12 protein-coding genes are annotated in these 21,320 nt (G+C 66.4%); 6 read left to right on the top strand and 6 right to left on the bottom strand.

What is annotated here, in order from left to right; genetic code table 11:
• Window positions 1-57: 57 nt before the first annotated feature.
• The 3 genes from EJE94_RS11915 (at window position 58) to EJE94_RS11905 (ending at window position 5,958) form a co-directional block, all read left to right on the top strand.
• Entirely contained in the window at window positions 58-1,236 is a 1,179-nt protein-coding gene (locus EJE94_RS11915; protein WP_207855950.1) for an efflux RND transporter periplasmic adaptor subunit, read from the top strand.
• Window positions 1,237-1,331: 95 nt separating this feature from the next.
• Window positions 1,332-4,511, top strand: coding sequence for an efflux RND transporter permease subunit (locus EJE94_RS11910; RefSeq protein ID WP_121241762.1), 3,180 nt, complete (start codon window positions 1,332-1,334; stop codon window positions 4,509-4,511).
• Between the two features lies 1 nt (window position 4,512).
• Window positions 4,513-5,958 carry an efflux transporter outer membrane subunit gene (locus EJE94_RS11905; RefSeq protein WP_121241760.1) on the top strand — a complete coding sequence of 482 codons (1,446 nt, stop codon included), beginning with the start codon at window positions 4,513-4,515 and terminating at the stop codon, window positions 5,956-5,958.
• 28 nt (window positions 5,959-5,986) lie between these two features.
• Here EJE94_RS11905 and EJE94_RS11900 read toward each other — a convergent pair whose 3' ends face one another.
• The 3 genes from EJE94_RS11900 to EJE94_RS11890 all read right to left on the bottom strand — a co-directional run bounded on the left by EJE94_RS11900 (window position 5,987) and on the right by EJE94_RS11890 (window position 8,534).
• Window positions 5,987-6,271, bottom strand: a complete 285-nt coding sequence (locus tag EJE94_RS11900) for a hypothetical protein (protein ID WP_121241757.1) — start codon at window positions 6,269-6,271, stop codon at window positions 5,987-5,989.
• Window positions 6,272-6,301: 30 nt separating this feature from the next.
• On the bottom strand, window positions 6,302-7,144 hold the full coding sequence (gene ppk2 / locus EJE94_RS11895) for a polyphosphate kinase 2 (RefSeq protein ID WP_121241755.1): 843 nt from the start codon (window positions 7,142-7,144) through the stop codon (window positions 6,302-6,304).
• Window positions 7,145-7,220: 76 nt separating this feature from the next.
• Window positions 7,221-8,534: an MFS transporter gene (locus tag EJE94_RS11890; protein ID WP_243642605.1), complete on the bottom strand. Its 1,314-nt coding sequence runs from the start codon at window positions 8,532-8,534 to the stop codon at window positions 7,221-7,223.
• Window positions 8,535-8,648: 114 nt separating this feature from the next.
• On the opposite strand from EJE94_RS11890, the gene EJE94_RS11885 reads away from it, so the two are divergent.
• From EJE94_RS11885 to EJE94_RS11875, 3 genes are read left to right on the top strand one after another with little or no spacing between them, the layout of a single operon-like run.
• Window positions 8,649-10,295, top strand: a complete 1,647-nt coding sequence (locus tag EJE94_RS11885) for a thiamine pyrophosphate-binding protein (RefSeq protein ID WP_121241753.1) — start codon at window positions 8,649-8,651, stop codon at window positions 10,293-10,295.
• Window positions 10,264-12,063 (top strand): glycosyltransferase family 2 protein, encoded by a 1,800-nt coding sequence (locus EJE94_RS11880; protein WP_121241751.1) that lies wholly within the window; start codon window positions 10,264-10,266, stop codon window positions 12,061-12,063. The genes EJE94_RS11885 and EJE94_RS11880 overlap by 32 nt, the downstream gene beginning before the upstream one ends.
• Window positions 12,060-13,340, top strand: a complete 1,281-nt coding sequence (locus tag EJE94_RS11875; RefSeq protein WP_121241749.1) for a phenylacetate--CoA ligase family protein — start codon at window positions 12,060-12,062, stop codon at window positions 13,338-13,340. Before EJE94_RS11880 ends, EJE94_RS11875 begins: the two co-directional genes overlap by 4 nt.
• Window positions 13,341-13,396: 56 nt before the next feature.
• Here EJE94_RS11875 and EJE94_RS11870 read toward each other — a convergent pair whose 3' ends face one another.
• The 3 genes from EJE94_RS11870 to EJE94_RS11860 all read right to left on the bottom strand — a co-directional run bounded on the left by EJE94_RS11870 (window position 13,397) and on the right by EJE94_RS11860 (window position 21,315).
• Complete coding sequence (locus EJE94_RS11870; RefSeq protein ID WP_121241747.1) at window positions 13,397-17,956, bottom strand: DUF4347 domain-containing protein; 4,560 nt, start codon at window positions 17,954-17,956, stop codon at window positions 13,397-13,399.
• A 308-nt stretch (window positions 17,957-18,264) separates the two neighbouring features.
• Entirely contained in the window at window positions 18,265-19,620 is a 1,356-nt protein-coding gene (locus EJE94_RS11865; protein WP_121241745.1) for a diguanylate cyclase domain-containing protein, read from the bottom strand.
• A gap of 66 nt (window positions 19,621-19,686) precedes the next feature.
• The gene (locus tag EJE94_RS11860; protein WP_121241742.1) at window positions 19,687-21,315 is read right to left on the bottom strand and encodes an electron transfer flavoprotein-ubiquinone oxidoreductase; all 1,629 of its coding nucleotides are present in this window, start codon (window positions 21,313-21,315) and stop codon (window positions 19,687-19,689) included.
• Window positions 21,316-21,320 lie beyond the last annotated feature (5 nt).

The raw sequence follows: 21,320 nt of genomic DNA, 5'->3' as shown, positions 1-21,320 counted from the left end.
TCGACCGAGGTTTGAAGTGCGGCGCCGGTTTCGGCCGATCATTCGGAGTAATTCGCAATGGCTACCCTTCGTTTTCTTGCCGTGCCGTCCTTGCTGGCGGCTGCCGGCCTCCTCGCCGCCTGTTCGTCCGAAAAGCCCCCTGCCACCCATCAGATTCCCGAAGTCGGCGTGGTGACGGTCAGCCCGCAGGTCGTGCCGTATCCGATCACCTTCGTCGCCCAGACCGAGAGCTCCCGCCAGGTCGAGATCGTCGCGCGGGTCGCCGGCTTCCTCGACCGGATCGCCTATTCGGAAGGCGACTTCGTCAAGGAGGGGCAGGTCCTGTTCCAGATCGACCCGAAGCCGTTCAAGGCGCAGCTCGAGGCGGCGCAGGGAGAACTCGCCGCGCAGAAGGCCCGGCTCACCACCGCGACGGCGACGCTGGCGCGGACCAAGCCGCTGGCCGAGCAGAACGCGCTGTCCAAGGCCGATCTCGATCGGGCCAACGGTGACTACGAAGCGTCGAACGCCGCCGTATTCTCGGCCTCGGCCAAGGTGCGCGAGGCCGAACTCAACCTCGGCTACGCCACGATCCGGTCGCCGGTAAGCGGATCGGCCAGTCGTGCGCTGCAGCGCGAGGGCGCCTACGTCGGCGCGTCGGCCGATACGGCCAAGCTGACCTACGTCGCCGCCCTCGATCCGATCTGGGTCACCTTCAGCGTGTCGCAGAACCAGGTGGCGCAGATGCAGGAACTGATCGCGAAGAAGGTCGTTCAGGGTCCCGGGGACCAGAAATACGACATCGAGCTGGTGCTGCCCGGCGGCAAGGTGTTCCCGCATCGCGGCAAGATCAACTTCGCCGATCCCTCGTTCAGTTCGAGCACGGGCACGTTCATGGTGCGCGCATCGCTGCCCAATCCGAACAAGGAGCTGCGCCCGGGCATGTTCGTGACCGCGAACATGGTCGGCGCGACCCGCCCCAGCGCGATCGTCGTGCCGCAGCTGGCGGTGCAGCAGGGGCCGAAGGGCAATTTCGTCGTGGTCGCCAATGCCAAGGACATGGCCGAGGTGCGGCCGGTCCGCGTCGGCTCCTACGCCGGCGACAAGGACATCGTCGTCGAGCAGGGACTCGCGGCGGGCGATCGCGTGATCGTCGACGGCCTGGTGCGGGTCGTGCCGAACGCGCCGGTCAAGCCGGTGCCTGCGGGGAAGCCGAAAAACGGAGGCGGCCGCTGCGCCGGCGGCCCCGGGGGCTGAGCCCGCGGCGGCCGCGACACCGGCAGCCGCTCCCGCGACGGCACCTGCGGCAGCACCTGCGGCAGCACCTGCGGCAGGCAAGTAAGCCAGACGCCATGTTCACCCACTTCTTCATCGCGCGGCCGATCCTCTCGTCGGTCATCTCGTTGCTGGTCGTGCTCGCCGGCGCCGTCTCGCTGGCCGTCGCGCCGATCGAGCAGTACCCCGACATGGCGCCGCCGCAGATCCAGGTGACGGCCCGCTATCCCGGCGCGACGGCGGATGTCATCGCCAATACCGTCGCGGCGCCGCTCGAGGCGCAGATCAACGGCGTCGACAACCTGCTCTATTTCCAGTCCGCGAGCTCCTCGAGCGGCAACCTGACCATCAACGTCTTCTTCAAGCCGGGCAGCAATCCGGACATCAACCAGGTCAACGTGCAGAACCGGGTCAGCCAGGCCATGTCGCAGCTGCCCCAGGTGGTGACGCAGCAGGGGGTCACCGTAGACACCAAGTCGTCCAGCTTCCTCATGGTGTTCTCGATCTTCTCGCCGGACGACAGCTACGACGCCACCTTCATCGACAACTTCGCCAACCTCGGGGTGCTCGAGGAACTGAAGCGCGTGCCCGGGGCCAACCGCGCGAGCGTCTTCGGCCTGCCCGACATCGCGACGCGCGTCTGGCTGCGCCCCGACCGCATGGCACAGATGGGCGTCACGGTCAGCCAGGTGGCGGACGCGATCCAGAGCCAGAACCAGACCTTCGGCATCGGCCTGATCGGCGCCCCGCCGATGCGCGACGGGGTCGAGCAGAGCTTCGTGGTGACGGCGCAGGGCCTGCTGACCAAGGCCGAGGAATTCGAGAACATCATCGTCCGTGCCGCCCAGCAGGGCTCGGCCATCGTCCGGCTCAAGGACATCGCCCGCGTCGAGATCGCCAAGCGCGACTATTCGATCACCAGCCGCATCAACGGCAAGACCGGCACGACCATCGCCATCTACCAGCAGCCCGGCGCCAATGCCGTCGAGACCGCGAAGGCGGTGCGGGCGCGCCTGGAGGAGCTGAAGAAGACCTTCCCGCCGGGGCTCGATTACCGCGTCGTGCTCGACACCAGCCTGTTCACGCTCAATTCGATCGACAAGGTGGTGCATACCTTCTTCGAGGCCGTCGTCCTGGTCGTGCTCGTGGTGTTCGTGTTCCTGCAGACGCTGCGCGCGACCGTCATCCCGATCCTGGCCGTGCCGGTGTCCATCGTCGGCACCTTCGTCGGCATGTACCTTTTCGGCTTCTCGATCAACATGCTGACCATGTTCGGCCTGATCCTGGCGATCGGCCTGGTGGTCGACGACGCCATCGTCGTCGTCGAGACGGTCGAGGCCAACATGTCGGCGCGCAAGCTGTCGGCCTTCGAGGCCGCCAAGGCGGCCATGACGGAAATCGCCGGCGCGCTGATTTCCATCGTCCTGGTGCTGCTCGCGGTATTCCTGCCGGTGGCGTTCCTCGGCGGCGTTACCGGCACGCTCTACAAGCAGTTCGCCGTCACCATCGCGATTTCGATGGTGTTTTCCGGGATCATGGCGCTGACCTTGTCGCCGGCGCTGGCAGCGCTCATCCTCAAGGCGCACCACGGCGAGAAGAAGGGCTTCTTCCTCTGGTTCGAGAACACCTTCGAACGTGTCCGCCTCGGTTACATCGGCGGCGTCGGCCGCCTCATCGACAACCCGGTCAAGGGCCTCGCGGCATTCGCCGCCGTCCTCGTGGCGGTGATAGCGCTGTTCCGCATCCTGCCGTCGAGCTTCGTCCCCGACGAGGACCAGGGCTATTTCTTCGTCGTCGTCGGGGTGCCCGATGCGGCCAGCCAGGCCGTCACCGGACGCCTGGCGAGCGAAGCCGAGAAACTCATCCGCGCCGACGCCGCGATCCAGGACGTGGCGACGGTAAACGGCTACAGCCTGATCGACGGGCAGTTCCAGAACAATGCGGCGGTCCTTTTTGCTTCGCTCAAGCCCTTCGAGGAGCGGAAGGACGCTTCGCTGCTGTCCTTCGCCGTGCTGCCGCGCCTCAACGCGGCATTCACGAAGCTGCGCGACGGCTTCGTCCTCGCGCTGAATCCGCCGTCCATTCCCGGCATGGGCACGACCGGCGGCTTCGAGTTCTACCTGCAGAACCGCGGCAGCGGCGAGGTGGTCAAGACGCAGGCGAAACTCGATGAATTCCTCGCCAAGGCACGGAAGCGCCATGAACTGCAGGGGGTGAACACCACCTTCCGCTCCAACTCAAAACAGTTGTTCGTCGACCTCGACCGCAACCGGGCCGAGCTGCTGGGCGTGCCGGTGGCGGAAGTCTTCCAGACCATGGGAGCCTACTTCGGTTCCCAGGTCGCCGGCCAGTTCAGCCAGCACAGCCGCGTCTGGTGGGTGATCCTGCAGGCCGATGCCGACTACCGTGCAAGGCCCGACGATTTCGACAAGGTCTATGTGCGCTCGACCAGCGGCGCCAACGTGCCGCTTTCGGCCCTGATCACGACGCAGTATGTCGCCGCACCGAAGATGGTCACGCGCTTCAACGGTTTCCCGGCGGTGAAGATCACCGGCAATCCCGCCGAGGGCTACAGCTCCGGCCAGGCGATTCGCGCCATGGAGGAAGTCGCGAACGAAGTGCTCGGCTCGGACTTCTCCTATGCCTGGGCCGGACAGGCGCTGCAGGAGAAAGGCGCCGGCGGCACCTCGGCGCTCGCCTTCGTCTTCGGCATCATCGTCGTGTTCCTGCTGCTGGCGGCCCAGTTCGAGAAATGGACCCTGCCCGTGGCCGTGGTGCTGACGGTGCCGTTCGCCATCCTCGGCGCGCTGCTGCTGACGGGCCTGCGCGGTCTCGAGAACGACGTCTATTTCCAGGTCGGCCTGGTGACCCTGGTCGGTCTTTCAGCCAAGAACGCCATCCTCATCGTCGAATTCGCGATCGAGCGCGTGCACAAGGGCCTGTCGATCCGCGATGCGGCCATCGAGGCCGCGGGCGCACGTCTGCGCGCCATCGTCATGACCTCCTTCGCCTTCATCCTCGGCTGCGTGCCGCTGGCCACCGCCAGCGGCCCCGGCGCGAACAGCCTGCGCGCGATCGGCACCGGCGTCATCGGCGGCATGCTGCTGTCGACGCTGGTCGCGACCTTCTTCGTTCCGCTGTTCTTCTACCTGCTTGAGACCTGGAGCGCACGCGGGTCGAAAAAGACGCCCGCCGGCAAGCTGCCCGATGCGCCGACGCCCGATGCGTCCGTCGGCGAGCCGGGAGGGGGGCACTGAGATGAACAAGCGGCTCAAGAAGACCCTGGCGTTGTCCCTGATGGCGCTCTCGCTCGGCGGCTGCGCCGTCGGCCCCGATTATGTGCGGCAGGCATTCCGTGCCCCGGCGACCTGGCGGGTCGAGTATCCGCAGGCGGCCGAGCTGGCGAACCTGCGCTGGTGGGAGGCCTTCCAGGACCCGGTGCTGGATACGCTGATCGCCACGGCGCTGCGCGAGAACCACGACCTGCGCATCGCGTCGGCACGCGTCGACCAGTATCTCGGCCAGCTCAGGACGACGCGCTCGCAGTTCTTCCCGCAGATCGGCTACGGACTCGACTTCAGCAACAACCGCATGTCGGAGAAGTCGATCAGCGCGCCGCCGCCGGGAACCGACCTCTGGTACAAGCAGTACCAGGGATCCGTCAGCGCGGCCTGGCAGATCGACCTGTTCGGTCGCGTGCGGCGGCAGAGCGAGGCGGCGCAGGCTCAGGTGTATGCCAGCGAGGAGGGGCGCCGCGGCACGCTGCTGACCATCGTTTCAAGCGTCGCGTCCTCCTACGTCACCCTGCGCGCGCTCGACCGCAAGCTCGAGATCGCCCGCGCCACGGCGGCCAATTACGAAGGATCGCTGCGCGTCTTCCAGCTGCGCTTCCAGGGCGGCGTGGTGTCGCAGGTCGAGGTCGCCCAGGTCGAGTCGCAGTACCAGCAGGCGCTCTATGCCATACCGGCGCTGGAGCGCCAGGTCGCGGCGCAGGAGAACCTGCTGTCCGTCCTGCTCGGGCGCCCTCCCGGCCCGATTTCCCGGGGCAAGACCATCGAGGCGCTGCTGTTGCCGCAGGTGCCGCCGGGTCTGCCGGCCTCGCTGATCGAGCGGCGCCCCGACATCCTCGCGGCGGAACACAATCTGGTCGCGGCCAACGCCAACATCGGCGTCGCCCGCTCCCTGTATTTCCCGACCTTCTCGCTCACCGGCCTGCTCGGCTCCGTCAGCACGGCGATGTCGAGCTTCCTCACTGCTCCGGCTGGCGTCGCCATGCTGGCGGCGAGCGTCGCCGGGCCGATCTTCACCTTCGGCAACATCGAGGGCCAGGTGCTCACGGCAGAGGCCGCGGAGCGCGAAGCGCTGGCAAGGTACCAGCAGACCATCCTCAACGCCTTGGGCGAGACCAACGACGCGTTGCTCGGCGCGCAAAAGGCGGCGGAAGCCTACCAGCTGCAGGCCGCCCGGGTGAAAACCCTGCGCGAGTATGCGCGCCTGTCCCGTCTTCGCTTCGAGAACGGGTCGGCCAGCTATCTGGAAGTGTATACGGCCGAGAACGACCTCTTCGGCGCCGAACTCGTGGCCGTGGATGGCAGCGCCGATCGCCTGCTGCAGCTGGTGGCGATCTACAAGGCGCTGGGGGGCGGCTGGGTCGAGGCCGCCGAGGCGGCGGCGAAGCTTCCGCCGGAACCCGGCAAGGGCTGACGGTGCGGCCCGCCGCGAAGGCAGGCGGCTAGCCGCCCGCCTTCTTCGCGTTCTCGAGCCCCTTCTCGGCGATCTCCTTGTAGAGGTTGCTCATCTTCGAGGCGAGCTCCTGCCACTCGGGGTGGGCGTCGACCAGCGGCCGTATCGCCGATGAGTCCTTCAGCACCTCCTGCAGGAGAGACAGATCGTAGTCGTCGAGCAGTTCGCCGCGGTCGACCTTCTCCTTCATCACCAGGGCGCGCGGCAGGCGCTGCGACTGCAGTCTTTCGACGATCACCTGGGCCATGCCTGCATCGAAATTCGGATCGCTCATGTCTCTCTCCCTTCGTCGGCGGCGCCGACTTCAAAAACGTTCTTCGACATACTTGTACGGGTAATCGGGCTCGCGGTAGGCGCCGGCCTTCTGCCGCGGCGGCAGCTTCACCTTCATGCGCGGCGCCTGCTTGTAGGGAATGCGCTTGAGCAGGTCGGCGATGATGTTGAGGCGCGCCTTCTTCTTGTCGTCGGAGCGGGCGACGAACCACGGCGCGAAATCGGTGTCGGTGGCGGCGAACATCTCGTCGCGCGCTTTCGAATACTCGTACCAGCGGCTGTAGGACTTGAGATCCATCGGCGTGAGTTTCCACACCTTGCGGCCGTCCTCGATGCGCGCGGTGAGGCGGCGGGTCTGTTCCTCGGGACTGACCTCGAGCCAGTACTTGAGCAGGATGATGCCGGAGTCCACCATCGCCTTCTCGACCAGCGGCACCCCCCGCAGGAAGCGCTTGTGCTGGTCCTCGGTGCAGAAGCCCATGACGCGCTCCACGCCGGCGCGGTTGTACCAGCTGCGGTCCCAGATGACGATTTCGCCGGCTGCGGGAAAGTGCTGGATGTAACGCTGAACGTACATCTGGCTTTTCTCGCGTTCGGTCGGCGAGGGCAGGGCGACGACGCGGAAGACGCGCGGGCTGACGCGTTCGGTGATGGCCTTGATGGTGCCGCCCTTGCCGGCGGTGTCGCGGCCCTCGAAGACGACGCAGACCTTGAGGCCCTTGTGCACCACCCACTCCTGCAGCTTGACCAGTTCGACGTGCAGCCGGGCAAGTTCCTTGTCGTAGTCTTTGCTGCTCAGTTTTTCCGCTTTCGCCGAGGAGGCCTGGCCACCTTTCTTGTCGCCAATCTCAGCCTTCTTCGCTTTGTTTTTCATGGCTCCATCTCCGTTCAAGAACTGAAATTACACACCAATGGACGCACCAACGAGAACCCCGAATTCCTGATTGCAACTATACGCTCGCCAGCGCTGCGCGGCGGCCGCGCTCGGCATCGACGCCGGCGAGGATGAACAGGCCGACGACGAAGTAGCTGCCGGTGACGAGAATCGCCAGCCGATGGTCGCCGCCGGACATCCAGGTCACGCTGCCGTAGGTCAACGGCCCGAGGATGGAGGAGAGTTTCACCGCCAGTCCCCACAGGCCGAAGAATTCGCCGTGGCGCCCGGCCGGGGCGAGATAACCGATCAGCGCGCGGCCGGCCGACTGGCTGGCGCCGAGACACAGCCCGGCGATGTTGGCCGCCAGCCAGAACAGCGGCGGGGTGGTCGCGGACCAGGCCAGCAGGATCATGACGATCCAGCCCAGCAGCGTCAGCGCGACGGCGCGGACGTGGCCGAGGCGGTCCTGCCACTGGCCGAAGGCGAAGGCGCCGATCGCCGCAGTGATGTTCACCAGGAAGATCAGCTTGATGGTGTCGGCGGTGGCGAAGCCCATCGCCTGCTCGGCGTAGATCGCGGCCAGCGCGATCACCGCCTGGATGCCGGCCTGATAGAAGACGATGCAGAGCATGAAGCGGCGCATGTCGCGGAAGTCGCGGGCGTGGCGCAGGGTGGCGTGCACGCGAGTCCAGGCCGAACCTGTGGCGGTCGGCGCGGCTCCTGCGCCGACCGGGTCGCGCCGCTCGCGCAGGAACAGGAAAGTCGGCGCCGACGCCACGGCGAACAGCGCCGCGGTGATCAGCAGGGTGACCGGCACGAAGTCGGCCGCGCCCTGACCCCGCGCCTGCGCCCAGCCGATATAGCCGAGGCAGGCGCCGAGACTGACCAGTCCGCCGATGTAGCCGAGGCTCCAACCCCAGCCCGAGACTTTGCCGAGGTGGCTTTCATCGGCCAGTTCGGGAAGAAAGGCGGCGATCAGGTTCTCGCCGCTGCCGAAGCAGAAATTCGAGAGCACCAGGAAGACCATCGCGATGGCGAGACTGCCGGGCCCGGCGAAGCCGAGCGCGGCGGTGGCCAGTACGCAGCCGGCCGTGGTGAAGGCCAACAGGCGCTTCCTGGCGCCGTGTGCGTCGGTCCAGGCCCCGAGCAGCGGCGCGCTCAGCAGGATGAGGACGTAGGAAACCGCCAGGGTCGCCGTCCAGGCGAAGGTGGCCCAGGGTGCCCCGCCGGCGACCACGGCGACGAAATAGGCGTTGAAGATCGCCGTGATCACGACCGTGGTGTAGCCCGAGTTGGCGAAGTCGTACATCGCCCAGGCCCAGATTTCGCGGCGGCGCACGCCCGGCCGCAGGCCCGGAACGGTGGAGGACGGTGTGGCCGCGCTCATGGGGCGATGATAGCGCCGCGCCCGGCTTGGGAAACGGGTGGGGCTAACGTAAAATCCCCGGTTCTCATTTTCCCGGCTGGGCCGACGGCTGCGATCGCGGCGTGATCATCTGAAATGAAAATTCCGGTTGGCGAACTGATCGTCCGTTTCATGGAGCGGCTCGGCGTCGAGGTGATCTTCGGCATGCCGGGCGCCCATGTGCTGCCGATCTACGACCGGCTCGTCGATTCCAGGGTGAAGAGCGTGCTGGTCAAGCACGAGCAGGGCGCCGCCTTCATGGCCGGCGGCTATGCGCGCGCCTCGGGCAGGGTCGGCGCCTGCATCACCACCGCCGGCCCCGGCGCGACCAATCTGGTCACCGGCATCGCCAACGCCTGGGTCGACAAGCAGCCGATCCTGGTGATCACCGGCGAGACCTCGACCTACATCTTCGGCAAGGGCGGGCTGCAGGAAAGCTCGGGCGAGGGCGGCACCTTCGACCAAGCGGCGCTGTTCAAGGGCATCACCCGCTATCACAAGATCGTCGAACGCACCGATTACCTCGGCCAAGTGCTGCGGCAGGCGGCGAAGATCCTGCTCGCGCCCGATTCCGGGCCGGTGCTGCTGAGCCTGCCCTACAACGTGCAGAAGGAACTGGTCGACGAGGAGATCCTCGACGGCATCGCGTTTGCCGCGCCTCATGGCGCGAAGCGGCGGCCGCACGCGGCCGACGAAATGGCGCAACTGATCGCGGCGGCGCGCGCGCCGGTGATCGTCGCCGGCTACGGCTGCATCAAGGCCGGCGCCCAGGAGGTCGTGGCGCAGCTGGCCGAGCGCGTGGGCATTCCGGTCGCCACCAGCCTCAAAGGCAAAGGGGTGATCGACGAGGCGGCGGCTCTCTCGCTCGGCTGCATCGGCGTGACCTCGGACGGCGGGGCCTACCGCTACGTCGTCGATCATGCCGACCTCGTGATTTTCCTCGGCGCCGGCTTCAACGAGCGTACCAGCTACCTGTGGGACGCGCGCCTGCTCGCCGGCAAGAAGGTGGTGCAGGTCGACGCCGATGCGGCGCAGCTGGAAAAGGTATTCAAGGCCGACCTCGCGATCCACGGCGACATCCGCGAGGTGATCGACGAAACGCTGGCGGCCGCCGCGCGCGACGGCCTCGCGCGAAAGACGCTCGACCGGTTGCCGCCGCGCGGTCCGACTGCCGCGTCTGCGGCAGTTTCCGAAAAATTCCGCCTGATCGAGCGCTTCTTCGTCAAACTGGCCGAGCGCGTCCCACACGGGGCGATGGTCTTCGACGACAACATCATCTTCGCCCAGAACTACTACAAGGTCGGCGGCGGCAACCGCTATTTCCCCAATTCGGGCGTCTCCTCGCTCGGCCACGCGATTCCGGCCGCGATCGGCGCGCGCTTCGCCGTGGCCGGGCCAACCTTCGCCATCCTCGGCGACGGCGGCTTCCAGATGTGCGCCATGGAGATCATGACCGCGGTGAATTACGCCATCCCGCTCAACGTGGTGCTGATCAACAACGGCACCATGGGGCTGATCCGCAAGAACCAGTTCCAGCTCTACGGCGAGCGCTTCATCGACTGCGACTTCGTCAACCCCGACTTCGGCCTTCTCGCCCGTTCGTTCGGCATCGAGCATTTCCGCATCGCGGCCGAGCCCGATCTCGACGCCCTGTTCGACAGCGCCGATCTTCGCGGCAAGATCAATCTCATCGAAATCATCCTCGACAAGAATGCTTTCCCCAGTTACCTCTCCGACCGTTGATCCCCTCGAACTCGAGTCCGCGATCGCCGCGCAGCGCGGCGCCATCGCGGAGATCGAAAGGGAATTGTGGGACGGCGGCCTCAACGAGGATGTCCTCGATACCTATCAGGGGGCCTTCCGGCGGCTCGAGCGCCTGCTCGACGAACAGGCGGAGGACGCGCGGCACCGCTTCGTCATCGTCATCCCCGTCGCCGATCGGCCGCAGCAGCTGCGCGACTGCCTCGTCAGCCTTCTCGAGCTCTGCCAGGCGTACGGTTACGGCGGGCAGCGCGACGGCGTCTACCGCAAGGTAGCCGTGGTCATCGCCGACGACAGCAGCGATGCTGACAGCATCGCGCGTCACCGCGAACTGGCCCGCGAGTTCACCGCGCTGGGCATCGCCACCCGCCATTTCGCGCCGGACGAGCAGTTCGCCCTGATCGGGGATCTGGGCGAACCCGTCCGTTCCGAATTGTCGCGCGTCCTCGGCCGCAGGCAGCGCGGCAGCGACGGCAGCTATGGCCACAAGGGCCAGGCCGTCATGCGCAACATCGCCTACCTGAAGCTCGCCGCGGAGACGGCGAGCGGCGAGCGCGTGCTGTTCTATTCGATCGACAGCGACCAGGAATTCAAGGTCAAGGTCGCCACGCCGGACGGCGACCGTGAAGCCTGCGCCGTCAACTTCCTCCACTGGCTGAACGAGATCTTCTCGCGGACCGAGGCGACGGTGCTGAGCGGCAAGGTCGTCGGCGATCCGCCGGTATCGCCGGCCGTCATGGCCGGCAACTTCCTCGAGGACGTGATCGGCTTCCTGCAGCAGATGGCGGCCAGCGGCGGCCACGCGACCTGCCAGCATCACCATGTCGACGCCCACGCCCAAGGCGAGGCGGCCTATCACGACATGGCCGACCTGTTCGGCTTCCGGCCCGCCAGCGAGGCCTATCGCTTCCTCTGTCCGCTCGAGGGCGAGCACGGCGATGCCGACTGCTTCGATCACTTCGCCGGCCGGCTCGGCAGCTTTTTCTTCGGCGAGCATCCGACGCGCGTGTCCTACTATCAGCACGCCTCGATCGCCCGCACCGTGATGCCGGCGCGTACCGTCTATGCGGGAAATTACGTCTTCCGCCCCGAAGCGCTGAAATATTTCATTCCCTTCGCCGCGTTGCGTCTGCGCATGTCGGGGCCGACGCTGGGGCGACTGATCAGGAGCGAGATCGACGGGCGCTTTGTTTCGGCCAACCTGCCGATGTTGCACAAGCGTACCGTGGGCGGCAGCGGGCAATCGGAGTTCCGCCCGGGCGTCCGCGCCAGGGGGGATGGCGGCGACGGCGAGACCATCGAGCTTTGCGGCGAGGCCGAGCGCCAGTTCTTCGGCGACGTCATGCTGTTCACCATCGAGCGGCTGACGGCCATGGGCTATCCGCGCGAGGCGCTACCGCAGGAGACGCTCGCCGCGACGCTCGCCGCCGTGCACGACGACATGCTTGCCAAGTACGAGGCCAAGCGCCGCGACATCCTCGCCAAGCTCGAGCGCCTGCGTGCGCTGCTGCACGACCCGGCCAGCTGGTGGAACCACGCCAGCGATCACGCGGCGGCGGTCGCCAGGTTCGTCGCCTTCGCTGCCAACATCGACCGGAACTTCGGCGCGGATTCGGCGTGCTACGAGCGCATCGAGGCCCCGCAGAACTGGGACAGGTGGCGCAGGGATCTGCTCGAGGCGCTGGTCGCCTATCCCGACGACGCGCGGATCTGGGCCGAGGTAGTGACGGGGCGTCAGCGCGGCGCATGAGCGCCGGCCTGCGCGACTGGCTGCACCGGCGCAGGCATCCCGAGCGCTTCGCCCTGCTCGACGAGCTGTTGCGCAACCAGACGCTGACGCGCGAACAACTCCTGCACAAGCAGCGCGAGGACCTCGCCGCGATCATCGTGTTCGCGGCGGCCAACAGCGATTTCTACGCCGCGCACTTGGCGGGGCGCAATGCCATCGCCGACCTGCCGATCCTCACCAAGGACGACGTCGCCCGCCATCGCGACGCGCTGCTGGTGCGCGGCCCCGCCCGGGCGGGCGCGCTGCTCGGCTACACCGGCGGCTCGACCGGCCAGCCGCTGGCATTCTGGTGGGACAGGACGAAGCACGAACTGATGCGCGCCGGCATGATGCGCAGCTACATGGGTAGCGGTTGGCGGCCCGGCGAGCGCATCGTCAATTTCTGGGGGGCGGCGCAGGACATCAGGGGCGGCGGGCTGCGCCGGCGCTATGGCGCCTGGGTCAGCGGCGAGACGACGCTCGCTGCACGCGAGTTCGACGAAGGGCGGCTGGCGCAATGGGCGGCCTTCATTCAGGCTTATGGCCCGGTGCTGCTGCAGGGCTACGCTTCGATTCTCGCCGCGCTGGCGCACCACATGCTCCGGCGGCGCATCGCGCCGCCCGCCACCCTGCGCGGTATCTACTCGACCGCCGAGGTGCTCACCGACGAACAGCGCGAAGCGATGGAGCGGGCTTTCGGCTGCAAGGTCTTCAACCAGTACGGCAGCCGCGAGATACCGAACATCGCCTGCGAGTGCCGTCGCGGCAACATGCACGTCTTCAGCGACATGGTGTTCCTCGAGTCGGCGGATGGCGACGGCGCGCCGCGGCTGCTCGTCACCTCGCTGACCAACCGGCTGATGCCCATGATCCGCTACGACATCGGCGACTCCGGCCGGCTCAGGGAAGGCGGCTGCGATTGCGGCTGGCCCTTCCCGCTGATGGAGATGGGCATGTGCCGGCAGAACGACCTGATCCGCACGCGCGATGGCCGGCTCATCCATCCGTCGTTCTTCAACGGCCTGCTTTACGGCACGGACGGAATCCGCGCATACCGCTTCGTGCAGCGCGCGCCGGATCACATGGTCCTCGACCTGGTCGCCGATCCGCCGCTGAGCCGCGCTGCGGAGGAGGCCATGCGCGGGAAGATCGGCCGCGAGCTCGATGCGCCGATGACGCTGGCGATCAACTACGTGGACGCGATTCCCCGTACGGCCTCGGGCAAACATCGCTTCGTCGTCAGCGAACTGGGCCGATAGACGCTATCCCGGAGAAATTCGGGCATGCAATCGAGATGCCGGTCCTCGATCGACTCTCAGGCCCCGAATGCCAGCGCGGCATAAGTCGGAGGCTCACCTGCAAAACCTCCGCCGGCCCGTCCCAAGCGCAAGTCAATGGCGCCATATACATCTTGGCCGCATGCATCCAATATCCGCAGCGTTTCTGTCGCGCCTTCCACGGGTGCCTTCGGTTCGAACGATCCGCCGAGAAAGCCTGAAGTCTTCGTATAGGAATCTTCGGCCAGGACATTCACGAATCCTCCATCCCTGCGCAATCCTATGTAGACCATGCCGTCACTGGTTCGACTAAGGGATATTTCCTCCTCGAATGATCCTATGGCATCCACCATTCGCGATAACCTGATCTGGACCTCGTCGCGACCGGCTCCACCGAAAACCAGGTCGCCTGGGCCCGCCTCGATGACATCGTTTCCCGCATCGCCGAAAAGGCAGTTTGAAGCGGCATTGCCAACAATATGATTGTTCTGCCGGTTGCCAATGCCGTTGATCGCGAGGCTGCCGGTAAGCACAAGGTCTTCGACGTTCTGTGGCAGGCAGTAGGTAACCGATGCTTGCACGGCGTCGGTGCCTTCGAATGGCAGTTCGACGACTCTGTCATACGCATTGTCGACGAAATATAGATCGCTTCCTTGTCCGCCGACCAATGTGGCGTTTCCGAAGCGCCCATCCAGCGTGTCGTCGCCAATGCCCCCGATGACGACGTTCAGTTGCACCGACGTCCGGCCGAAGGCGCTCAGGGCACCGCCCGTGCCTTGAGCTCCGGCGTTTCCGTCGGAGAATGTCCAGACGATCTGGACGCTGGGCGGCGGGGATCCGGCAATGTTGCTGTAGGCGATCTGTTGCACGGCCGAATCGAGCAGGCTCTGGGTGGCGTTGCCGTTGAAGGAGAGTTCCAGGGAGCCGCCGGCGTTGGCGATGACGGTGCCGATAGCGGTGCCATCGACGATCAGGTCGCCGCCGGACATGAGGGCAGCCAAGGTGCCGCCGGGCTTGGCCGAGAAAACATCCTGTGGGCTTGCTCCGCCGCTGCGGGAAAGGCGCAGCGACGCGCCGCCGTAGTTGCCGGCGACAGCGAGCTCGGCGTCGTAGATCTGGACATTGCTATCCAGAACGGCGGCGGGGCTGCCCGTGATGTAGCTTGCGGTGACATTCAGCGTACTGACGAAGTTCGAGTCGAAATGAGTATCCAGGCTGCCGTCTGGGTTGTAGCGCACCAGAGCGAAGTCGCTGTTGCTTCCGTTGTCGCTAGCGCCCGCCACAAGAATTTGTCCGTCCGGCTGCACGGCAACGCTGTAACCCCAGTCATCGCCCGCACCGATGGCGGTGGTGAGCTTGCCGTCGCCATCGAACGTGGTGTCGAGGCTGCCGTCGGTGTTGTAGCGTACCAAGGCCAAGTCATAGTTGCTGCCGTTGTGGCTGATTCCCGCCACCAGGATCCTGCCGTCCGGCTGCAGGGTGAGTCTGTTAGACCCGTCATCGCCCGCACCGATGACGGTGGTGAGCTTGCCGTCCCCATCGAAGCTGGTATCCAGGCTGCCGTCGGCGTTGTAGCGCACCAGGACGAAGTCCGAGTTGCTGCCATTCCAGCTGTGCCCCGTCACCAGAATCCTGCCGTCCGCTTGCAGGGCGAGGCTTGCACCCCGGTCGTCACCGGCACCGATGGCGGTGGTGAGCATGCCGTCGCCACTGAAGGTGGTGTCGAGGCTGCCGTCGGCGTTGTAGCGCACCAGCGCGAAGTAGATGTTGCCGCTATCGCTCACGCCCGCCACCAGAATCTTGCCGTCCGGCTGCACGGTGACGCTCTGACCATAGTCATGGTACGTACCGATGGCGGTGGTGACCATGCCGTCGCCATCGAAGCTCGTGTCGAGGCTGCCGTCGGTGTTGTAGCGGACCAGGGCGAAGTCGCCGTTGCTGCCTACCCAGCCCGCGCCCGCTACCAGGATCCTGCCGTCCGCCTGCAGGGTGACGTCGTAGCCCCCGTCGTCGGCCCAACCGACGGCGGTGGTGAGCATGCCGTCACCGCTGAAGGTGGTGTCGAGGCTGCCGTCGGCGTTGTAGCGCACCAGCGCGAAATCGGTGTAGGTGCTGCCGTTCCAGCTTTGCCCCGCCACCAGGATCCTGCCGTCCGGTTGCACGGTGAGCCCGTAGCCGTAATCATCGCCCCCACCGATGGCGGTAGTGAGCATGCCGTCGCCATCGAAGGTACTGTCGAGGCTGCCATCGGCGTTGTAGCGCGCCAGGGCGAAGTCCAAGTTGCTGCCGTTATGACTGATTCCCGCTACCACGATCCTGCCGTCCGGCTGCAGGGCGACCCTGTAACCGGCGTCAGCGCCCGAACCGATGGCGGTAGTGACCTTGCCGTCACCGATGCCGAAACTCGGCGCGGTGTTGGGGTTGGGAATCGCGGCGATATTGACCGTGGTGCTGCCGATGGCCGACATCGGGCCGCCGCTGCCTTGAGCGCCGGTATTGCCGTCGCTGAAGGTCCAGCCGATCTGCACCGAGGCGGGCGGGGTGCCGGAGCTGTTGCTGTAGGCGATCGAGCTCAGCGCTTCATCGACCCGCGCTTGGGTGGCGTTGGCGTTGAAGGTCAGCATCAGCGTGCCACCCGCGTTGGTGGCCGTGCCGATGGTGACGCCCGAGAGGATGGCATCGCCGCCCGTGAAGCCGAGGTTGCCGACCGCACTGAAGGTGTCTTCGGGGTTGGGGCCGCCCTGGCGCGTCAGGGTAACGTTGGCGCCGGCATAGTCGCCCATGGCCGCAAGTTCGGCGTCCGCGATCTGCACCGTCGGGTCGAGCACGACCACCGGGCCGCCTTCGACAAAGGCGGCAACGCCATTGAGCGTGCTGACGGCATCGAATCCCGTGTCGAGGCTACCGTCGGCATTGAAGCGCACCACGGCGAAGTCGTCATTGCCGCCGTTTGAGGCAAGACCGGCGACGACGATCTTGCCGTCGGACTGCACGGCAATGCTGTATGCCTGATCGTTGGACGGACCGACGGCGACGCTGGCCTTGCCGGTGTTGCCGAAGCCGCCGTCGAGGCTGCCGTCGACGTTGTAGCGCGCCAGCAGGAAATCGTAGTTGGTACCGTTGTGAACGTAGCCGCCGACCAGGATCTTGCCGTCGCCCTGCACGGCGACGTCGCAGGCTTCGGACGCGTTCGAGCCCACGGCGGTGGTCACGATGCCGTCGGTGTCGAAGCTGGTGTCGAGGCTGCCGTCCGTGTTGTAGCGCACCAGCGCGAGATCGTACTCGGCGCCGGTGTAGGTCCAGCCGGTGGCGAGGATCTTGCCGTCGGCCTGCAGGGTGACGCTTTCGGCGGAGTCGTTGCTGGCGCCGACGGCGGTGGCGACCTTGCCGCCGGTGCCGAAGCCGCCATCGAGGCTGCCATCGGTGTTGTAACGCACCAGCGCGATGTCCAAATTCGCTCCGTTCGAGGCGTAGCCGGCCGCGACGATCTTGCCGTCGGCCTGCACGACCATGCCGTTGGCGGCGTCGTAGCCGTAGCCGAAGTCGGTGAACACCTTGCCGTCGGTGTCGAAGGTGGTGTCGAGGCTGCCGTCGCCGTTGTAGCGCACCACGGCGAAGTCGTAGCTGCTGAAGGAGTCGTCCCAGCTCAACCCGGCCACCACGATCTTGCCGTCGGCCTGCAAGGCGATATCGGTCGCCGCGTCGTCGTTGTTGCGCACCGGCGTGACGACCTTGCCGTCGCCGTCGAAGCTGGCATCGAGGCTGCCGTCGGGGTTGTAGCGCACCAGTGCGAAGTCGTAGCTGGCGTGGCCGGCCACGACGAGCTTGCCGTCGGGCTGCATGAGGATGCCGGCGCGACCGAAGTCGTCACCCGCGCCAACGGCGGTGGTGAGCTTGCCGTCTCCGTCGAACGTCGCATCGAGGCTGCCGTCGGCGTTGTAGCGCACGACGGCATAGTCGTAGTTGCTGCCGTTGTAGCTCTCGCCGCCCACCACGATCTTGCCGTCGGGCTGGACCACGACGCCGTATGCGCCGTCTGCGCCGCCACCGATGGCCGTGGTGACCTTGCCGTCGCCAATGCCAAAGCTGGGACTCGTATTGGCGACGAGCGTTGCCTCGTAGTTCGAGGCCGACAGCGTGGCACTTTCGATCGCTCCGACTTGCGACTCCAGCACCCAGTCGCCACCGGTCGTGCTGCCTCCGGTTAAGTTGTTCGAGGCTGCTATATCGGCACCGGTGAAGGCCGCCATCTGTGCAAGAAAGGCCGCACCGTCCGACCCCTGCGCAACGTCGCAGCCGTAAAGGAGAATGTCTCCGTCGGTCGCCAAGCTGGCGCCGATGGCGGACATCGCTGCTTGGTATGCGGGAAGGGTGTCGCTGTCCAAGGTCCCATTTCCCAGCAGCAAACTGCCTGCGCTGCCGTGCGAGACGATATGGACCGAATCAAGTCTGCTGCGCTTCGCCAGCGTTCGCGCAATCTGCGCTACGCCATCCTCGTCGCCCCTGAGAAGAAACCATTCGGTATCAGGCGCGAATCCTTCGATCAAACTCTGCAGATCTGAAACGCGCTCATCGATGAATACGATCGATTTGCCCATATCGCCCCCCCAACGCGCATCGATTTAGACGGCATAACGGCTCGCTAAACGTGCTCTTGCTCTCTTGGGGGATGCAGGCAGGCGATTCACTGTAGGTGCTTCCACTGCCTACTTGCCTATTTGTTTAAATATAGGTCTAGAACATGCCAAGTCAATGCCTTCATTTCATTGAAAATGGTTGCCAGCATTTAGCAATCGACTGAGTGCTCAAGATACTTGGCGAATCTGTGGCGTACTGGCGTGAATGGGACATGCCGACGTCTGGCGTCATGCATGATCTCTGGGACGCTAGGTGCTGAGGCCGATCGTCAGTCGCCGCTCTTGCGCCGGGTCTTGTCGACGTACATGCCCCGGTCGGCGATCTTGACCATGTCGTCCAGGTTGGCGCCGTTGTCCGGGTAGATGGCCACGCCGATCGAGACGCCGATGCGCAGCGTCAGCCCCTCGAATTCGATTGGCGCCTCGATCTCGTCGCGCAGCCGCTGCTGCAGGGTGTCCAGCGCCTCCTGCGACACGTCTTCGAGCAGGACGATGAACTCGTCGCCGCCCCAGCGGGCCACGGTGTCGTGGCGTCGCACCGCGGCGCGCGCGCGTTCGGCGGTGGCGCGCAGCACGGCATCGCCGGCCTTGTGGCCGTGCCGATCGTTGATGTCCTTGAAACCGTCGAGGTCGAAGAACAGCATGGCGCACAGCTGCTCGGGGTGCCGCCGCTGTCGCGCCAGCGCCATCTCCGCCCGGTCTTCCATCAGGTGACGGTTGGGCAGGCCGGTGAGGGTGTCGTACATGGCGAGGTCGGCCAGTTCGGCGCGGTTGCGCATGAGCATGTGCATCATCCAAGCGATCAGGCCGCCCAGGACGATGCTGATCAGGCGCACGACGAGCGACAGGTTTCGCTGGTAGGCGCTGGCCTTCGGACCGACCGCGATGATCCAGCGTCCGCCTGGGATCTCGATTTCCTGGACGACGGTGTCGGGCCGGGCGAAGAGGCTCATATCGCCCCATATCGCATCCCCCTTCATGCCCAGACCGTCCTTGCCGCGGATGGCGAACTCGTGCTGGCTCTCGGCCGATTCGGCGAAGATCGCCTTGAAGAAGGAGTCGGCGTCGATGACCGTGGACAGCATGCCCCAGTACCGGCCGTCGATCGACAGGGGCACGCGGTAAACGAGGCCGTGGCCTCCCTGCACCAGTTTGAGCGGCCCGGCAAGCGCGGGCGCGCCGCTGTCGACGATGCGGCGGATCACCGGCCATTGTTCCGTCTGGTCGGGGTAATAGAGACCGATGGCCTTCTCGTTGCCGGCGAGCGGGTAGACGTAGGTCAGGCGGTAGCCGACGGCGACGCCGAAGTTGCGCACGTGGCGGGCGTTGCGGAACAGGACGGAAAGGATGTCGTTGACTTCCTTCGCCCGAATCCTGTCGTTGCGTACCACGAGGTAGCCGCCGAGGCCGCTGCTGATGTAGAGCAGGGCGTTGAGTTCGCGCTCCACCCGAGCCCGCAGCGTCGCCGCGCGGGAGATGGCCTCGATGCGAGCCGCGTCCTCCGCCTCCTGCGCCTGGGTGCGCAGGAACATCTCGCCGATGCCGACGATCAGCACGAAGACGACCGCGGCGCTGGCCAGGGCGTAGAGGCGGCTGACAAGTCGGAATTTCGCTGTACGCGGCATCTTGTTCTTTCTTCTTGCCCGATTCGAGCCGGATGATAACCCGTGCCCGGGATGCCGGGGCCGCGCCTACATCTGCGCGTAGATCGGCCCTTCGCCGCCCTGCGGCGCCACCCAGGTGATGTTCTGCGTCGGGTCCTTGATGTCGCAGGCCTTGCAGTGCAGGCAGTTCTGCGCGTTGATCTGCAGCCGCGGCGCGTTCGCCTCGTCGCGGACGATTTCGTAGACGCCGGCCGGACAGTAGCGCTGCTCGGGGGCATCGTAGCGTGCGAGATTGATCCTGATCGGCGTACCGCCATCGCCGAGTTTCAGGTGGCAGGGCTGGTCTTCGGCGTGATGCGTGTTCGAGAGGAAGACCGAGGAGAGGCGGTCGAAGCTCAGCACGCCGTCGGGACGGGGATAGGCGATCGGCGCGCATTCTGCGGCGGACCGCAGTTGTTCGTGATCCGCCGCGAGACCGAGCGTCCACGGCGCGCGGCCGCGGAACAGCATCTGGTCGATGCCGAACATGGCGGAGCCGAGGACAAGGCCTTTGGCCATCCAGGGCTTGAAGTTGCGTGCCGCGCGAAGCTCGTCGTAGAGCCAGGAATTGCGGAACCGTTCGGGGTAGGCGGCCAGTTCGTCGCGGCTTCGGCCGGCGGCCAGTGCGGCGTGCGCGGCTTCCGCGGCCAGGCTGCCGGACTTGATCGCGGCGTGCGAGCCCTTGATGCGCGAGGCGACGAGGAAGCCCGCGTCGTCGCCGATCAGGGCGCCGCCGGGGAATGCCAGCTTGGGCAGCGCCTGCAGGCCGCCGGCGACGAGGGCGCGCGCGCCGTAGGCGAGGCGCCTGCCGCCGGCGAGCATCCGTCGCGGCTCCGGGTGCGTCTTGAGCCTCTGGAATTCCTCGAAGGGCGAGAGCCAGGGGTTGCTGTAGCCCAGGCCGACGACGAGGCCGACGGCGACGAGGTTCTCCCCGTAGTGGTAGCAGAAGCCTCCACCGTAGGCGTCGGACGGCAGCGGCCAGCCGGCGGTGTGCAGCACCAGGCCGCGGCGATGTTGTTCCGGCGGCACCTCCCACAGCTCCTTGATGCCGAGGCCGTAGGTCTGTGGCTGGCTGTGGCGGCGCAACTCGAATCGTGCCTCGAGCTGCTTGCCGAGATGGCCGCGGCAACCCTCGGCGAACAGGGTGTACCTGGCGTGAAGCGCCATGCCAGGCTGGTGGTTGGGGCCGGGCCGGCCGTCGCGGCCCACGCCCATGTCGCCGGTGGCCACGCCTTTCACCGCGCCGGCTTCGTCGTACAGGACTTCGGCCCCGGCGAAACCGGGGTAGATCTCGACGCCGGCCGCCTCGGCCTGGGCGCCGAGCCAGCGGCAGACCTGGCCGAGGCTGACGATGTAGCTGCCCTCGTTATTGAAACAGGCCGGCAGCAGTGCAGACGGCAGGCGGCAGCCGCCGCGGGCGGTGAGGAAGCGAAACTCGTCCTCGCTCACCGGCGTGTCGAGGGGGGCATCGCGTTCCTGCCAGTCCGGAATCAGCTCGTCGATCCCGCGCGGGTCCATCACGGCGCCCGAGAGGACATGGGCGCCGATCTCCGCGCCTTTCTCGACGAGGCAGACGGAATGCGCCGGATCGAGCTGCTTGAGGCGGATCGCCGCCGCCAGTCCGGCCGGGCCGCCGCCGACGATCACCACGTCGAACTCCATCGCCTCGCGTTCCATTGCGC

Source organism: Sulfurisoma sediminicola (assembly GCF_003865015.1).
In the GTDB taxonomy this organism is placed as follows: Bacteria; Pseudomonadota; Gammaproteobacteria; order Burkholderiales; family Rhodocyclaceae; genus Sulfurisoma; species Sulfurisoma sediminicola.
The sequence above is the reverse complement of the archived record's forward strand: the minus strand, read 5'-3'. Positions and strand labels throughout refer to the sequence as shown.

Bases quoted from the DNA above. Each gene is read 5' to 3' on its own strand.
- EJE94_RS11915 (WP_207855950.1), top strand. From the start codon at position 58: ATGGCTACCCTTCGTTTTCTTGCCGTGCCGTCCTTGCTGGCGGCTGCC.
- ppk2 (WP_121241755.1), bottom strand. From the start codon at position 7,144: ATGAAAAACAAAGCGAAGAAGGCTGAGATTGGCGACAAGAAAGGTGGC.
- EJE94_RS11880 (WP_121241751.1), top strand. From the start codon at position 10,264: ATGCTTTCCCCAGTTACCTCTCCGACCGTTGATCCCCTCGAACTCGAG.
- EJE94_RS11870 (WP_121241747.1), bottom strand. From the start codon at position 17,956: ATGGGCAAATCGATCGTATTCATCGATGAGCGCGTTTCAGATCTGCAG.
- EJE94_RS11910 (WP_121241762.1), top strand. From the start codon at position 1,332: ATGTTCACCCACTTCTTCATCGCGCGGCCGATCCTCTCGTCGGTCATC.
- EJE94_RS11865 (WP_121241745.1), bottom strand. From the start codon at position 19,620: ATGCCGCGTACAGCGAAATTCCGACTTGTCAGCCGCCTCTACGCCCTG.
- EJE94_RS11890 (WP_243642605.1), bottom strand. From the start codon at position 8,534: ATGAGCGCGGCCACACCGTCCTCCACCGTTCCGGGCCTGCGGCCGGGC.
- EJE94_RS11860 (WP_121241742.1), bottom strand. From the start codon at position 21,315: ATGGAACGCGAGGCGATGGAGTTCGACGTGGTGATCGTCGGCGGCGGC.
- EJE94_RS11885 (WP_121241753.1), top strand. From the start codon at position 8,649: ATGAAAATTCCGGTTGGCGAACTGATCGTCCGTTTCATGGAGCGGCTC.
- EJE94_RS11875 (WP_121241749.1), top strand. From the start codon at position 12,060: ATGAGCGCCGGCCTGCGCGACTGGCTGCACCGGCGCAGGCATCCCGAG.
- EJE94_RS11900 (WP_121241757.1), bottom strand. From the start codon at position 6,271: ATGAGCGATCCGAATTTCGATGCAGGCATGGCCCAGGTGATCGTCGAA.
- EJE94_RS11905 (WP_121241760.1), top strand. From the start codon at position 4,513: ATGAACAAGCGGCTCAAGAAGACCCTGGCGTTGTCCCTGATGGCGCTC.